A 14,734-nucleotide genomic window follows, 5' to 3' on the forward strand; every position below is an offset into this window, starting at 1 on the left:
AGGCGCTTCGCATGCACCCCTGCGCCGAAAGCCTCCCCGGTCGTTTCGTCGATCCACTACCAAAGCCAATCGGCCCCCGCGACACCGGTACTGGGAAGATCCAGGCCTGATACTTGTCAATGAGCACCAGGACGAGAGGCATTCCACCATGGCGAAGATGACCTACAACGAGCGGATCAACGAGAAGCTCAACCAGGGGATCTCACACCTCCAGGCCGAGATCGAGGTCACGCAAGAGGACTACGACGCGAAGATCACAGCGCTGAGGCGCCGGCAGGAGACCGAGGAGACCCGGATCCGAGAGATCATGATCAACGTCCTCTGGGAGGACCACCGGGGACTGTTCGACCAGGTCGAGGCGAAGGCGCGGCGTCGCTTCGAGGACGCGGTAGAGCAGCGTCGGGCACGCGCCAATGGCACGACGAACTCTGAACCGCGGCACCACGAGAATTCTGAAGAGCCCGAGGGGCCCGACGACGCTGGGCAGTACTGAGGCTCAGGTCAGTATCCGCCGCAGTAGCGCGTCCCGCCCGACACAGTCCTATTCCCCAGCACTGGGGTCGCGTGGCCCGCGGGGTCGCGGTCCATGGCCACGGGTGAGCCCGGAAATCGAATCAAGCGAATGCTCAGCCACGATCTCATCCATCGTCATCCTCAGTCTCAAGCAGACCAGCCAGGTGCGCGAGGGCGGCATCGGCTCCTTGCCCCTCAGACCGCAGCGTCATCCTGGCCCCGTGTGCCACCCCCAGGTTCATCACCGAGAGCACAGAGCGTGCATCTACCGCAGTGTATGCAGGGGCACCCTCCGGGGCGATGGTGATCCTGAGGTCCTGATACTGGTCGGCTGCGGACGAGAAGGCCGCGGCTGGCCTTGCGTGCAGTCCCGCCCGTGAAGCCACCCGGGCTGTGCGTTCGATCATCGCGTGTTCCTTCTATGGTCTGTGCGCACCCGGACGGGAGCAGCGTGGCAGTCAGCGGCCAGGAGTGGCATCGAGCATACGCGCCACGTGAAGCGTCAGGTAGGTGACCTCGTCATCGGTCAGCGCCTCCTCGAGTCTGAGCTCGAGGACCGCCTGCAGCTTCAGCGCCGCGGCAAACGCCGCCGGATAGGCATCTCGTATCGCCAAGCTGAGTGGAGTGGCGCCCTCGCTCAGCTGACGACCCGTGCGGGCACGGACGAAGAAGTAACGCAGGTGTGTGATGAACCTCGCGGCGTTGACCGAGTCTCGGTCGAGAGGTCGCCCGTGAGTCTGCTCCAGCACCTTGAACAGCTGCTCGAAGACATCGGTCATCTGGTAGGTGAACGAGAGATCTCCGCTGGCGAATCCCGCATTGACCAGATGCAGCGCGATAGGCACGGCTTCTTCCTGCGGCAGTGGGGAGGCAATCCTGGCATTGACGAAGGCGACGATCCCCTGCGCCACCTCGAACTCTTTCGGGTAGAGATGCGCCACCTCGCCGCGCATCGGGTACTGGATGTCGAGGCGTTGCTGCTGACGCTTGATCGCGAAGCTCAGGTGGTCCGCGAGCCCAACCACTGTGGTGGAACCCAGCACTATGCCCATCTCAGTCCGAGCGAGCTCCAATGCCTCATCGGCGAGCAGGAGGTGTTCCGGTGGAACGGCAGCGACCAGTGCTCCAAAGTTGTCGGCATCACGTCCGTCCTCGGAGACGAACACGCGCACCACTTTGCTCTCGTCAACCTGCTGTCCGACGACGCACTGGAATCCCAGCCCACGCCCCGTGAGGACGACCTCCTCGCCGGCGTCTCTGCGAGCGAGGACTACATTGTTATTGAAGACACGTACTACTTCCATTGCGTCGCCTCCAGTAGAGAACCGATCGGGACGAAGGACCGTCCTGCTTCGGATGTCCATGCACAGCTCATAGTGATGCGCCGAGAACCTCGCCGTTGCTCTCGATCACTCGCCGATACCAGTCGAAGGACTTCTTCCGAGTGCGCTCGAGCGTGCCGGTCCCGTCGTCATGCCGGTCCACGTGGATGAAGCCATAGCGCTTGCTCATCTGGGCGGTGGACGCGCTGACCAGATCGATGCATCCCCATGAGGTGTAACCCAAGAGCTCCACACCGTCGGCCACCGCCTCGCGGACCTGAAGCAGGTGATCATCGAGATAGGCGATGCGATAGTCATCGACCACAGTTCGTCGGCCGTCGATCACCACCACCTCGTCCCGGGCCCCCAGGCCGTTCTCTACGATGAACAGTGGCTTCTGCCACCGGTCCCAGTAGTCGTTGAGGATGACTCGGAGGCCCTTGGGGTCTACCTGCCATCCCCACTCCGAGGCCTGGAGAGTCGGGTTGGGCACTCCCCCGAGGATGTTTCCCTCTCCGGCCGTCTTCTTCTCCGGGTCCGCGGTCTCACAGACGCTCATGTAGTAGCTCAAAGAGACGAAGTCGACCGTATGAGTCAGGTCCAGACGGTCCTGCTCTGTGATCTCCAGCTGGATCCCGTTCTCTCGGAAACGTCGCAGCAGGTAGCCCGGATACTCACCCCTGCAGTGGATGTCACCGAAGGCGTAGCTGTCGTGCGCGGTATGCATAGCCGCTGTGACATCCCCCGGATCTGGTGTGAGCGGGTAGACCGGCAGGGCGATGATCATGCAACCGATCTGCGCGTCAGGCATGAGCTCGCGTGCGAGACGTGTGACTCGGGCCGAGGCGACGAGCTCATGGTGCACGGCTTGGTAGAGGTCCTGCTGGGAGAGCTGGTCTTTGGGCACGGGGATTCCGCCGGAGAGGAACGGTTCGTGGAGCACCGAGTTGATCTCGTTGAACGTCAGCCAGTATTTCACCCGGTCACCGAAGCGACGGAAGAGAGTCTCGCAGTACCTCTCGTAGTGTCGGATCATCTCGCGCGATATCCAGCCATCGAGGGTCCGGGCCAGATGCAACGGTGTCTCGTAGTGGCTGATGGTCACCAACGGTTCGATCCCGTGCTTCTCCAGCTCGTCCAGGACCCGAGCGTAGAAAGCGAGTCCCTCTTCGTTGGGGGCCTCCTCATCGCCACGCGGGTAGATGCGACTCCAGGCGATCGAGAAGCGGAAGACCTTGAAACCCATCTCAGCGAACAAGGCGATGTCTTCCGCGTACCGGTGGTAGAAGTCGATGGCTGTGAGTTTCAGGTTGTCCTCGGTCGGGCTTTCCACCGGCGGCTCCACGATGCCCCGGGGCATGACGTCCTGGATGGAGAGCCCCTTCCCACCGCAGTCGTATGCTCCTTCGATCTGGTTGGCGGCGGTGGCGCCGCCCCACATGAACCCGTCAGGGAACCTCGCTGTCAACATGTACTCCGCCTCCCTGTGGTCTCCCACGTTGCTCTGTAGTAAGTGATGTCCCCCGGGGGACATGACGGGCGATCCCGCATCAGAAGCAGGGTGCGCCGTCATCTTGGCTAGATCAGACTCGCACGGTGGTCGCGAAGTCCCCATGGGAGACCTTGCCCTCGAGCATGGGCTCCACGCTGTCCAGCTGCGTCGTATTGGTCACCACCACAATCGTGGTGGGGTCATACCCCGCCGCGACAACCGAATCGAAGTCCACCACAGTCATCAGGTCTCCGGCCCGAATCTCCTGCCCCTGCTCGATGACGGGGCTGAACCCGGCGCCCTTCAGCGCGACGGTGTCGATGCCGATGTGCAGCAAGACCTCCACGCCTTCCGGCGACTTGATCCCGATCGCATGGCCTGACTTGGTGGCCGCCTGGATCGTCCCTGAGATCGGGGCGTACACGTGGCCGTCGGAGGGTTCGACGGCGAAGCCCGAGCCCATCACTCCTGAGGAGAACACCTTATCCCCCACCGACTCCAGCGGGACGATACGACCGTTGACGGGGGCAAGCACCTGCACGGTGTCTGCACGGTCGATGGTCTGCACGCCGCGGTCCCCCCGTGCAGCGCTGCGTGCCGGTGCAGTGCGATCCACCTCGTCTGTCCCACCTGTCGGACGGGTCAGGCGGTCGTCTACCTCCTCGGAGCTCTCCGGGGCCGGTACGGCGGCAGCCAGCTCCTTTGTGCCAAAGAGGAAGGTCAGCACGAATCCGATGACCACAGCCGCGGCTGTGCCCACGAGCAGCAACGTGAAGCTTCCGACTTCGGTATAGGCAGGCAGCGCCAGGGCAGAGGCGAAGACGAACGAGCTGGCCGCGCTGCCGCCGGCAGCGGCAATAGCGCCGCCCACCACACCTCCGGCGATGCCGAAGTAGAAGGGCTTGCGCAGCGGCAGGTTCACGCCGTAGATGGCCGGCTCGGTGACTCCTGCAAGGAATCCGGAGAGCGCGGCCGGGCCGGCGACCTTGCGTCGAGCCGCGTTGCGCGACCTGACGAGGACCGCAAGCGTTGCACCCGCCTGAGCCAGCACCGCCGGCACCAGCGGACCCAGGAGCAGCGAGTAGCCCTGCGTGGCAAGGTCATTGATCATGCTCGGGATGAGGCCCCAGTGCAGTCCGAAGACCACGAACACCTGCCAGAAGCCGCCGAGGATGGCACCGGCCAACCACGGAGCGAATCCGAACACAGCGTTGATGCCCCCGGAGAGCCCCTGAGCGGCAAAGGTGGTCACTGGACCGACGGTCATGAGGATGAGCGGGACCATGATCAGGATGGAGAGCAGGGGTGTGCCGAAGTTGCGTACTGCAGATGGCATAGCTCGGTCCAGGCCTCGCTCGAGGTAACTCTGAAGCCAGACCGCGACGATGATGGGGATGACAGAGCTCGTGTAGGCCATCATGACCACCGGTATCCCCGCGAAGCTCACCGACTCTCCCGTGTCGTTGAGTGCCACGATCGAGGGGTAGACCAGCGCGCCGGCGATAGCCATGGAGGTGAACTGATTGGCTTTGAAGCGCCGCGCGGCGGTCACTGCCAGGAACAGTGGCAGGAAGTAGAAGATGGAATCTGCCGCCGCCGCCAGGATCACGGAGGTGTCCGATTCAGGATCGAGCCACCCGAACTGATTCGCCGCACTGAGGAACGCTTTGAGCAGCCCTGCCCCGGCCAACGGCCAGATGATCGGCTGGAAGATGGAGGACACCAGGTCGATGAACCTGTTGAAGAGATTGCCCTTCTGCCCCGGCCCGTCCTCGGAGGCGGCATCGGTGGAATCGCCGGCCGGGGCACCGGTGAGCTTGCTGAGCTCGGCGTATACCCGCGGGACGTCGTTTCCGATCACCACTTGGAACTGACCCCCGGCGTGCACCACGGTGAGCACTCCGGGCAGGCTGTCGATGGCAGCCTGGTCGACCTTCTCGTCATCGAGCACCCGCAGGCGCAGCCTGGTGGCGCAATGGGTGGCAGCGGCGATGTTGCCCTGTCCACCCATTTCCTGCACGATACTCTCGGCTAAAGAGCGGTAGTCAACAGCGGCCATGGCTGTCCCTTCTGTCGGTGCCAGGGCATAAAAAAAGACCCGAGCCACAACAGAAGTGTGGAACTCAGGTCTTGCCCCGCGCACGGGTAACAATCCAATTAGGCGGTGATCGCCTGGCGACCAATGTATACGTGATCGCAGTCACAAGCAAGCCCACGGCGGCATACTGCCAGTGTGGCCTTGCAGATCTCGATACGCCTGGACGATCTCATCGATGCGATGGGTGTGACCGCTCGGCACCACACCCCCGTCCTCGAGGGCATCCAGGATCTCCCTGCTCCCCCGGAGCAGCGAGAACTGACTCTCAAGGTTCAGCAGACCGAGGGCACGCAAGCGTGAGCACCGGCCACTGTTGCTTTGGTGCTTCCCGCGGTGACGGGGATCAGTTCGCGTTCTCGAGGACCACGGCGAGGCCCTGGCCGACGCCGATGCACAGCGTGGCCACGCCCCAGCGTTCGCCGCCCAGCTGCATCCGCTTCGCCAGCGTGGCCAGCACCCGGGTGCCCGACGCCCCGAGCGGATGGCCGATGGCGATCGCGCCGCCCCAGGCGTTGACGATCTCCGGGTCGATGTCCCAGGCATCCAGGCAGGCCAGGGACTGGGCGGCGAAGGCCTCGTTGAGCTCCACCGCGCCGACCTCGCCCCAACCGATCCCGGCGCGGGCGAGCGCCTTGTTGCTGGCCTCCACCGGGGCGTAGCCGAAGTACTGCGGCTCGTTCGCCGCTGCCGCCCATCCGGCAATCCGCACCTGCGGGCTCAGCCCCAGCTGCTCGCCGCCGGCCGCGGAGCCGAGCCAGACGGCGGAGGCGCCGTCGTTCATCGGAGAGGCGTTGCCTGCGGTGACGGTGCCGTTCTCGCGGCGGAAGACGGTGCGCAGCCCGGCGAGCTTCTCCGCCGTGACACCGGCCCGGATGGTCTCATCGGTGGCCAGGTCCACGCCGGGCACGGCCACCGTGAGGTCGCTCAGGTGCCCCTGCGCCCAGGCCTGGGCGGCGAGCTCATGGGAGCGGGCGGCGAACGCGTCCATCCGTTCCCGGTCGATGCCATGGCGTTCGCGCAGCTGCTCGGTGGCCTCACCGAGGGAGACCGTCCATTCGGCGGGCATGCGCTCGTTGATCAATCGCCAGCCCAGCGTGGAGTTGACCAGCTCGAGGTTGGTCATGGGAAAGGGACGTTCGGTCTTGGGCAGCACCCAGGGCGCTCGAGACATGGACTCCACGCCGCCGGCGAGGATCACGTCGGTCTCCCCCAGCGCGATCTGCCGGGCACCGAAGATCGCGGCGTCCAGCGAGGAGCCGCACAGCCGGTTGATCGTGGTCGCAGGAACACTCACGGGCAGCCTTCCGAGCAGCCAGGCCATCCGCGCCACATTGCGATTCTCCTCACCGGCACCGTTGGCGTTGCCCAGGATCACCTCACCGACGATCTCCCCGACGTTCTCCGGGGTCAGCCCCGGGGCCCGCTCCACGAGGGTCGAGATGACCAGCTCGGCCAGATCATCGGGACGCTGCCCGGCCAGGGCACCACCGACCTTGCCGAAGGGGGTGCGCAGACCCTGATAGACGAAGACATCCTGCATGTGAACTCCTGGAGGTGAGGCATGAGATTGCGGCTCAGCGGGCGACTGTTCCCCGAAGTCGAGGTGCTCGACGCAGGGACCATTTCAACGATCGGTGACGACACCTGAGGCGCAGACGGAGCGCTGCTCCGCCCCCGCAGGGACAGAGCAGGACTTGGGCCAGGGCGTTTGGCTGGTCAGTTGAAGACCATGCCGCCGTCAACCAGGATCGACTGTCCCGTGATGTAGTTCGAGTCGGATCCTGAGAGGAATGACACGACGTTTGCCACATCTGAGGGCTCTGAGAGCCGCTCGAGCGTGATGCCACTGGTGAACTGCTGCCATCCCCACTCTTCGGGCTGCCCAGCTGATGCGGCGACCTTCTTCGCAAGATCCTCCATGAGAGGGGTCCGAACTACGCCTGGTGCATAGGTGTTTACTGTGATGCCATGCTGGGCGAGGTCGCGCGCCGCCGTCTGCGTGAACCCTCGCACGGCGAACTTCGTCGCTGAGTAGAGCGCGATGCCAGGGTTTCCGACATGACCGGCCTGCGACGCTGCGCTGATGATCTTGCCACCATGGCCGAGAGACTTGAAGGCCTCTGTCGCCGCCTGGGTGCCCCAGACCACGCCGTTGAAGTTGACGGAGAAGATCTTGTCCACCTCGGCGGCGGTGATCTCCTCGATGGGCGACTGGGAAACGATGCCCGCGTTGTTCACGATGACGTCGAAACCTTCGAGGTCAGACGTTGCCGTGCGCACCGCGTCGAAGACGCTGTCGCGATCGGCGACATCGACGTTCAGCGCGATCGCACCCTGTTCGCGACCGCCCAGGCCCTCAGCGACGGACCGAGCAGTGTCGATGTTCAGGTCGGCGATGGCGACACGGAAGCCGTCGGCGTGCAGTCGCTCCGCCACAGCCTGGCCAATGCCCTGACCGCCGCCGGTGACGAGTGCGACTTTTCCGTTCTCTTCTCGTGACATGGGTGGATCTCCTTCACAGTTGATCTTCTGGATGTATGGGACAGGCACGTTGAGTCTGGGCAGCCACTGCCGGTATGCACCAGGTCGGCCTATCGGAAGACGATGCCGCCATCGATGAGTGGTGTCTGTCCAGTCATGTAGTCCGAGTCCGGTCCCGCGAGGTAGGAGACGAATCCGGCGACGTCCTCCGGGGTGGAGGCTCGACCGAGGGTGATGCCCTCCACGTACTTCGCGAATGTCGCCCCGACTTCAGCGCCGGTCAGCGCGGCGAAATCGCGATCGAGCTGTTCCCACATTCCTGTCCCGACGATCCCGGGCGAGTAGCCGTTGACCGTGATGCCGAAGGTGCCGAGCTCCTTTGCCGCGGCCTGGATGAGTCCGCGCACCGCGAACTTCGTCGCGGAGTACAACCCGGTCATCGGGAATGAGTCATGGGCGGCGATCGACGTGGCAGCGATGATCTTTCCCCCGTGACCGAGCTCCTTGAACTTCGCCGCGGCGACTTGGATTCCGAACATCACGCCCTTGACGTTGATGTCAAAGGTCCGGTCGAAGTCCGCTTCGCTGATCGTCTCCACGGCCCCGACTCCGGCGATGCCCGCATTGTTGATCATGATGTCGAATCCGCCGAGCTCGGCCACCGCGCGCTCCACTGCCGATTCGAGATCTGCCTTGTTCCGCACGTCTCCGCCGATGGTGATGGCACGCTGTCCCTTGGCCTCGACCATGGCCTTCGTCTCTTCCAGGCCATCCGCTTTGAGGTCGAACAGCGCCAGATCGGCTCCGTCGCTGGCGAGCCGAACGGCGATGGCCTGTCCGATGCCTTGCGCAGCTCCAGTGATGAGTGCGACTTTTCCATTGATGGTCATAGCGATTCCTCTCGGGGACCGTGGTCCCGTTCAGTCGGGGAACTCCCCGGACGGTTCTGCATGTTCAGAGCTCGGCCGAAAGCGGCGTCAGCGTCGCGACGTTCGAGTGAAGGCCGAAAGGCCGGTGATGTCACGCCCCACGATCAGAGCCTGCATCGAATCGGTGCCCTCGTAGGTGGAGACGACTTCCATATCTGTCAGGTGGCGGGCGACATGATGGTCCAGGAGAAGGCCGTTCCCGGCCAGCATGTCTCGGGCGGTCCGACACATCTCAAGGGCCTTGCGCGAGGTGGTCAACTTGACCAGTGAGGCCATGGCGGTGGTCAGTTCGCCGCGTTCCTGCAGTTCAGCCATGCGAGTGCACATCAGCTGCATGGACGTGAGGTCGGAGAGCATCGTGGCCAGCTTCTCCTGGACCAGCTGGTAGCCCGCGATCGGGCTGCCGAACTGGTCACGTTCGAGCGAGTATCGCGCGGCGATCTCGAAGGCGGCCATCCCATGACCGACGGCCTCCCAGGATGCGCCGCCGCGTGTGGCGTTCAAGACTCGAGTCACACCGGCGAATGATTCACAGTGCTCCAGACGATTCTCGGTCGGAATCCGCAGATTCTCGATGACGATGTCCGCCTGGTTGATCGCCCGCTTGCCGATCTTGCCCGTGATGACCGTCGGAACGTATCCGCTCGGGTAGGCACCGTTCTGCTTCTCCACGATGAAGGCCTTGACTTCACCGTCAGACTCATCGCGCGCGTAGAGCACGATCACGTCGGCCGCGTGACCATTGCCGATCCACCGCTTGTGGCCGTTGATGATCCACGTGTCGCCCTCACGCCGCGCTGAGGTTTCCAAGGACACCGAATCCGAACCATGTCTCGGCTCGGTCAGCGCGAAGGCTCCCGTCTTCTCCAAGCGTGCCAGCGGGGGCAGCCAGCGTTGACGTTGTTCCTCGTTGCCGAGCATGTAGATGCTGCCCATGCCTAGATTCGAGTGCACCCCGAGAAAAGTGTTCACGGAACCATCCACGCGCCCCATCTCCCGGGCCACCAGCCCCGCGGCATGACGGCTCAGTCCGGGACAGCCGTAGCCCTGGATGAAGGTGCCGATGATCCCAAGATCGCGCAGTCCGGGCAGAACCACGTCAGGGAACTCGGCTCGCTGCCAGTAGTCGTTGATGATCGGCTCGATCGAGTTCCGTCCAAACTCGCGCACCTTGTCCCGCAGCGCACGGTCGGCGTCGGACAGGTCGGCGTCAAGGAGGAAATAGTCAGGGTGGTCGATGACGGCGGTCATGTGCTCTGCTTTCAGGATCATAGGCTTCGGGGCGTGGGCGGTACGTGTCAGCGGGCTCAGGCCGGCGATCGCCTGAGGCTGGACCTGGTGTCGATACGGGGAGGTGTTTGGTCCAGCCAGCCGAGCACGTCCGCATGGTCTGCGCCGAGTGCCGGAGGGGCCTTGTCGTAGCGAGCAGGTGTCCGGCTGAAGCTCACCGGATGCTTGATCGTCGGCACGGCACCGGCCCCTCGTCCCGCGTCCACCACCGGTTCCAGACCCAGCGTGGTGGCGAACTCCACACCCTCGTCGATGCGCAGTATCGGTGAACATGGCACTCCCACCGCTTGAAGACGTTCGAACCACTCTTCAGCGGTCTGGGCGGACAATGCCTGTACCAGCAGCTGGCGCAGCTCCTCGCGATTGGTGTTGCGCTCCCCCATCGTCCGGAACCGGGTGTCCGTGGCAAGGTGCGGCAGACCCACACACTCGACCAGTCCCTTGAACTGACGGTCATTGCCGCAACAGATGATGATGTCCCTGTCCGACGCCCGGAAGGGCCCATAGGGGAAGAGGCTGGGATGGTCGTTTCCCATGCGAGTGGGCACGTTGCCTGCCGCTGCGTAGCCCCCGGTCTGGTTCACCAAACCGGAGAGCGCCGACGAGAGCAGATCCAGCCCGAGGTGCTGCCCGAGGCCCGAGCGGTGCCTCTCCTGCAGCGCGCCGAGGACGCCCACCGCGGCGTGAAGGCCGGTGATCACGTCGAAGAGTGCGACTCCCGCCCGTTGCGGCTGACCGTCCGGCTCACCCGTGATGGACATCGCGCCTGAGACGGCTTGGGCCAGGAGATCGTATCCCGGCATGGACCTGCCAGCAGCCGTTCCGAATCCGGTGATGCTGGCGTGGATCACATCTGGCCAGCGGCGGGCGACGCTCTCCGAATCCAGACCGAATCGCTCCAGGCCACCAGGTTTGAAGTTCTCCACGAAGACATCCGCCCGGTCTATGATCCGGCAGGCAGTCTCCAGATCATCAGGGTCTTTGAGGTCCAGCACGACGGAGCTCTTGTTCCGGTTCACCGACTGGTAGTAGGTGCTCACTCCATCACGCTGAGGGGGGATCCACTGCCGCGTATCGTCGCCGCCGGGACTCTCGACCTTGATCACCGTGGCACCCATGTCGGCTAGCAGCATGGTGCAGTACGGTCCGGCGAGCACGCGGCTGAAATCCGCCACGATGATTCCCTCCAGAGGGAGGGGTTGGGGCGGCTCTTGAGACGCGTTCATGATTTGTTCCTCACTGGTCTGCCGGTCATTCCACGTCTGGCGATGCAGTCTCTGCCAGATCGGGGGGGGGGGAAGTCTTACGGAACCAGATTCACTCTTACCGGTCCAATACCTGGTCAAGGCTCTTTATTACCCCTGGGACATCAATCTGCTCGGGCGGGCTGCACGAGGGTGTGACGTTCAGTCCGAGTCCTGAGCCGCAGGATCACGGACCAGCTTCCGATTTGCGAAGGCGATGAAACCCTCGTGCGCCAGCTCTGTACCGACCCCCGAGCGCTTCACCCCGCCGAACGGCAGGTCCGGGGCCGAGCGGATCAGTGAGTTGATCCCCACCATCCCGGTATCGATCCTGTCTGCCACGGATCGCGCTCGAGCTCGATCATTCGAGAAGACCGTGCCGGCGAGGCCGAACACCGAATCGTTGGCCATCTGGATGGCCTCCTCGTCATCTGCAACGGGGTGAACGACAGCGACGGGACCGAAGAGCTCCTCGCTGTACGCACGGGCCGCTTGAGGAACGTCGACCAGGAGGGTCGGCGGGTAGAAGGCGCTTTCATCACCGTCTTCCCGGCCACCGATCACCACCCGAGCCCCGTGCGCAACTGCGTCGCGTACGTATTCGTCAAGCTCTCTGGCGCCTTCGACCGAGGACAGCGGACCCAGGGCGCATTCATCCTGAGTCGGGTCGCCTGGCACGTAGGTCTTCAGCGCGTCGGCAAAGCGGGTCAGGAAGTCCTCGTAGATCGTCTCGGCGACGATGAACCGCTTGGATGCCGTGCACGCCTGACCACCGTTGTACATCCGACCAGCAGCCGCCACGGTGGCGGCCTTCTCCACATCGGCATCGTCGAGGACGACGAACGGATCCGCTCCGCCAAGTTCAAGCACTGCCCGCTTCAGGTAACGGCCGGCCGCGGCGCCGATGGCCTCGCCGGCGCGCTCGGAGCCGGTCAGGGAGACTCCCGCGATGCGCTCATCTCCGATCACGCCCTCCACCTGGGACGAAGAGATGAAGGCGTTGGCGTAGCCCCCTTCTGGAACTCCTGCCTCGCGCAGCACCGACTCGATCGCCATGGCCGACTGGGGGCAGTTGCGGGCATGCTTGACGATCACGGTGTTGCCCAGCGCCAGGTTCGGTGCCGCAAAGCGGGCCACCTGGTAGTAGGGAAAGTTCCACGGCATGACCCCGAGCAGGGCACCGATCGGCTCTGAGCGGAGGATTGCGGTTCCTTCTCCAGCGATCGGCAGAACAGAGTCGGCGAGGAACTCCTCGAGATGGTCGGCGTAGTACTCGTAGATCGAGGCCACCAGCTTGACCTCGCCACGGGCCTGGGTGATCGGCTTACCCATCTCCAGCGTCAGCAGCCCAGCCAGCTCCTCGGCGCGCTCGCGGTGTATCTGGGCTGCTCTGCGCAGAATCTCTGCGCGGTCGAGCGCGGGAGTCTTGGCCCAGCGCCCCTGGGTGTTCTCTGCCTGCTCGATGAGCGAGTCGAGTTCACCGTCGGTGATCTCCGGGAAGGTGACGACGGCTTCGCCGGTGGTCGGATTGGTCGTGGTGTAGACGCCCATAGTGTGTTCCTTCATTCGAGGTCGGAGGACGGTCCTTGTCAGGAGATGGCAGCCGTGACTGTCGCGGCCCGTTCATCGACTCCCTGGTCCGAGCGTGAGATCAGATTCGGGTAGCCGGCGTCGGCTTCGGCCTTCATCAGCTCCCGCATCGCTGCCAGTCCGCCAAGGTAGAAGAGCACGCTGGGTGACTTGCCCGGGATGTTCGCACCGAAGATCCATGAGTCGACCCGACCGAACACTGAGTCTTTGGCAAGCTCTTGGCAGTGCTCGCTCCAGCGACGTTCGGCCTCCTGGGTGGGCTCGATGACGGCGATGCCGTCGGCCCGAGCCTGTGAGATCGCGTCCGAGATCCACTCCACCTGAACCTCGATCGCCGAGGGAAGGTTGCAGAACGGACCCTTGGGACCCAGCACCATGAACCAGTTCGGGAAGCCCGGCGTCGTCATTCCGAGGTAGCTGGTCGGATCGTCCTTCCACGCGCCGTTGATGTGCACGCCGTCTCGACCGGTCAGATCCATGCGGCGGTAGTTCCCGTCCACGGCGTCGAATCCTGTGGCGAAGACGATCACGTCGTACTCGCGGTGGATGCCGTCTGCGGTGCGGATTCCGGTGGGGGTGATCTCCTCGATCGGGGAGTGTGAGAGGTTCACAGCCTCCACGTGGGGCATGTTGAAGGTCTGATAGAAGCCGTTGTCGCACAGGGGACGACGCGCATGGAGCCCCGTCGGCATGACCTTCCTTGCCGTCTCCGGATCGGTGACGATCTCCTTGATGCGATCCTGCACGTAGCGTCCCGCAATGCGGTTGGCGTCCTCATCCACGGAGAGATCTCCGAAGGTGCTGAACATGAAGCGGAATCCACCGCCTTCGTTCCAGGCATCGGTGAAGATCTGCTCACGCTCTTCCTCCGTGTAGTCCCAGATCGAACGACCCACTTCCTCGATGCCGAAGCCTAGGGCTGACCCGAAGATCTTCTCGCGGGTCTGCTCGTAGTCGTCGTGGAACTGGGCGAGCTCACCCTCGCGCAGCGGCCGCAGCCCCACGGGCACGGAATACTGCGGGGTCCGCATGAAGACACCGAGCTGGCGAACCTGTGGACCCAGAGCGGTGACCACCTGCTGGCCCGTGGAACCGTTGCCGATGACGGCTACCCGCTGGCCGGTCACGTCCAGGTCTTTGGGCCACTGGGCAGTGTGTACCAGCTCGCCCTCGAACGAGTCACGACCGGCGATGTCCGGAAGGTTCACGGCCGCGAGGAGTCCCACGGCGTTGATGACGTAGGTGGCGCGGATGGTCTCGCCGGCGTCGGTGGTCAGGACCCACTGGTTGTTCGCGTCGTCGTAGTTCGATGCAGAGATGCCCAGGCCGAAACGGAAGTGTCGGCGCAGGTCGAACCGGTCGACCACGCCCTCGAGGTAGTCGAGGATCTCTGGCTGGGTGACGTAGTTGTTCTCCCAGGTCGTGTCCTGATAGAGCTCCTTGTCGAAGAAGTATTGGTAGACGTAGCTCTCAGAGTCCGAGAGCGCGCCCGGGTACCGGTTCCAGTACCAGGTCCCGCCCGGTCCCTCGGCGCGGTCGAAGCCGAGCACGCTGAGGCCCTGTTCGTTTGCAAGCTTGTGCATCGCGTAGATGCCACCGAATCCTGCTCCGATGACTACGGCGTCAACAGTCTGATGGGCTTCCATGGTTCCTCCTCTGATGTCCTGTGATCGCGGTCGCAGGATGTTGTGATCCAGACCACTTGTCACATATGACTCTAAGAAGTGATCCAGGTCCCTTGGTGTTCCACTTTGGTACACCCCGTTGTGATGTGG

At 63.9% G+C, this 14,734-nt stretch carries 13 protein-coding genes; 2 read left to right on the forward strand and 11 right to left on the reverse strand.

All coding sequences use genetic code 11. The annotated features are described in order from the left end of the window. Positions 1-148: 148 nt before the first annotated feature. Entirely contained in the window at positions 149-493 is a 345-nt protein-coding gene (locus ACHAA4_RS14030) for a hypothetical protein (RefSeq protein WP_435774800.1), read from the forward strand. A 145-nt stretch (positions 494-638) separates the two neighbouring features. On the opposite strand, the gene ACHAA4_RS14035 is transcribed toward ACHAA4_RS14030, so the two are convergent. The 4 genes from ACHAA4_RS14035 to ACHAA4_RS14050 all read right to left on the reverse strand — a co-directional run bounded on the left by ACHAA4_RS14035 (position 639) and on the right by ACHAA4_RS14050 (position 5,386). Further along, a complete protein-coding gene (locus ACHAA4_RS14035; RefSeq protein ID WP_435774801.1) occupies positions 639-920 on the reverse strand; it encodes an HPr family phosphocarrier protein in 282 nt (93 codons plus the stop codon). A gap of 51 nt (positions 921-971) precedes the next feature. Next, entirely contained in the window at positions 972-1,877 is a 906-nt protein-coding gene (locus tag ACHAA4_RS14040; protein ID WP_435774802.1) for a PRD domain-containing protein, read from the reverse strand. 7 nt (positions 1,878-1,884) lie between these two features. Next, positions 1,885-3,306, reverse strand: a complete 1,422-nt coding sequence (locus tag ACHAA4_RS14045; protein ID WP_435774803.1) for a glycoside hydrolase family 1 protein — start codon at positions 3,304-3,306, stop codon at positions 1,885-1,887. Positions 3,307-3,418: 112 nt separating this feature from the next. Then, entirely contained in the window at positions 3,419-5,386 is a 1,968-nt protein-coding gene (locus ACHAA4_RS14050) for a beta-glucoside-specific PTS transporter subunit IIABC (RefSeq protein ID WP_435774804.1), read from the reverse strand. A 174-nt stretch (positions 5,387-5,560) separates the two neighbouring features. Between ACHAA4_RS14050 and ACHAA4_RS14055 the strand changes: the two genes are divergently transcribed. After that, positions 5,561-5,725: a hypothetical protein gene (locus tag ACHAA4_RS14055; RefSeq protein WP_435774805.1), complete on the forward strand. Its 165-nt coding sequence runs from the start codon at positions 5,561-5,563 to the stop codon at positions 5,723-5,725. Positions 5,726-5,768: 43 nt separating this feature from the next. Here ACHAA4_RS14055 and ACHAA4_RS14060 read toward each other — a convergent pair whose 3' ends face one another. From ACHAA4_RS14060 to ACHAA4_RS14090, 7 genes are all read right to left on the reverse strand, one after another. After that, the gene (locus ACHAA4_RS14060) at positions 5,769-6,965 is read right to left on the reverse strand and encodes a thiolase family protein (RefSeq protein ID WP_435774806.1); all 1,197 of its coding nucleotides are present in this window, start codon (positions 6,963-6,965) and stop codon (positions 5,769-5,771) included. Positions 6,966-7,141: 176 nt separating this feature from the next. Continuing rightward, positions 7,142-7,927, reverse strand: coding sequence for a (S)-acetoin forming diacetyl reductase (locus ACHAA4_RS14065; RefSeq protein WP_435774807.1), 786 nt, complete (start codon positions 7,925-7,927; stop codon positions 7,142-7,144). An 89-nt stretch (positions 7,928-8,016) separates the two neighbouring features. Beyond that, positions 8,017-8,796, reverse strand: a complete 780-nt coding sequence (locus ACHAA4_RS14070) for an acetoin reductase (protein WP_435774808.1) — start codon at positions 8,794-8,796, stop codon at positions 8,017-8,019. Positions 8,797-8,883: 87 nt separating this feature from the next. After that, complete coding sequence (locus ACHAA4_RS14075; protein WP_435774809.1) at positions 8,884-10,086, reverse strand: acyl-CoA dehydrogenase family protein; 1,203 nt, start codon at positions 10,084-10,086, stop codon at positions 8,884-8,886. A gap of 56 nt (positions 10,087-10,142) precedes the next feature. Beyond that, a complete protein-coding gene (locus ACHAA4_RS14080) occupies positions 10,143-11,351 on the reverse strand; it encodes a CaiB/BaiF CoA transferase family protein (RefSeq protein ID WP_435774810.1) in 1,209 nt (402 codons plus the stop codon). 180 nt (positions 11,352-11,531) lie between these two features. Beyond that, the gene (locus ACHAA4_RS14085) at positions 11,532-12,920 is read right to left on the reverse strand and encodes an NAD-dependent succinate-semialdehyde dehydrogenase (RefSeq protein WP_435774811.1); all 1,389 of its coding nucleotides are present in this window, start codon (positions 12,918-12,920) and stop codon (positions 11,532-11,534) included. 38 nt (positions 12,921-12,958) lie between these two features. Further along, on the reverse strand, positions 12,959-14,605 hold the full coding sequence (locus ACHAA4_RS14090; RefSeq protein ID WP_435774812.1) for a flavin-containing monooxygenase: 1,647 nt from the start codon (positions 14,603-14,605) through the stop codon (positions 12,959-12,961). Positions 14,606-14,734 lie beyond the last annotated feature (129 nt).

This window comes from Nesterenkonia maliinae (assembly GCF_051262655.1).
In the GTDB taxonomy this organism is placed as follows: domain Bacteria; phylum Actinomycetota; class Actinomycetes; order Actinomycetales; family Micrococcaceae; genus Nesterenkonia.

Coding starts and splice junctions, on each gene's coding strand:
- ACHAA4_RS14090 (WP_435774812.1), bottom strand. CDS start 14,605: ATGGAAGCCCATCAGACTGTTGACGCCGTAGTCATCGGAGCAGGATTC.
- ACHAA4_RS14070 (WP_435774808.1), bottom strand. CDS start 8,796: ATGACCATCAATGGAAAAGTCGCACTCATCACTGGAGCTGCGCAAGGC.
- ACHAA4_RS14035 (WP_435774801.1), bottom strand. CDS start 920: ATGATCGAACGCACAGCCCGGGTGGCTTCACGGGCGGGACTGCACGCA.
- ACHAA4_RS14080 (WP_435774810.1), bottom strand. CDS start 11,351: ATGAACGCGTCTCAAGAGCCGCCCCAACCCCTCCCTCTGGAGGGAATC.
- ACHAA4_RS14075 (WP_435774809.1), bottom strand. CDS start 10,086: ATGACCGCCGTCATCGACCACCCTGACTATTTCCTCCTTGACGCCGAC.
- ACHAA4_RS14065 (WP_435774807.1), bottom strand. CDS start 7,927: ATGTCACGAGAAGAGAACGGAAAAGTCGCACTCGTCACCGGCGGCGGT.
- ACHAA4_RS14030 (WP_435774800.1), top strand. CDS start 149: ATGGCGAAGATGACCTACAACGAGCGGATCAACGAGAAGCTCAACCAG.
- ACHAA4_RS14060 (WP_435774806.1), bottom strand. CDS start 6,965: ATGCAGGATGTCTTCGTCTATCAGGGTCTGCGCACCCCCTTCGGCAAG.
- ACHAA4_RS14050 (WP_435774804.1), bottom strand. CDS start 5,386: ATGGCCGCTGTTGACTACCGCTCTTTAGCCGAGAGTATCGTGCAGGAA.
- ACHAA4_RS14085 (WP_435774811.1), bottom strand. CDS start 12,920: ATGGGCGTCTACACCACGACCAATCCGACCACCGGCGAAGCCGTCGTC.
- ACHAA4_RS14045 (WP_435774803.1), bottom strand. CDS start 3,306: ATGTTGACAGCGAGGTTCCCTGACGGGTTCATGTGGGGCGGCGCCACC.
- ACHAA4_RS14040 (WP_435774802.1), bottom strand. CDS start 1,877: ATGGACATCCGAAGCAGGACGGTCCTTCGTCCCGATCGGTTCTCTACT.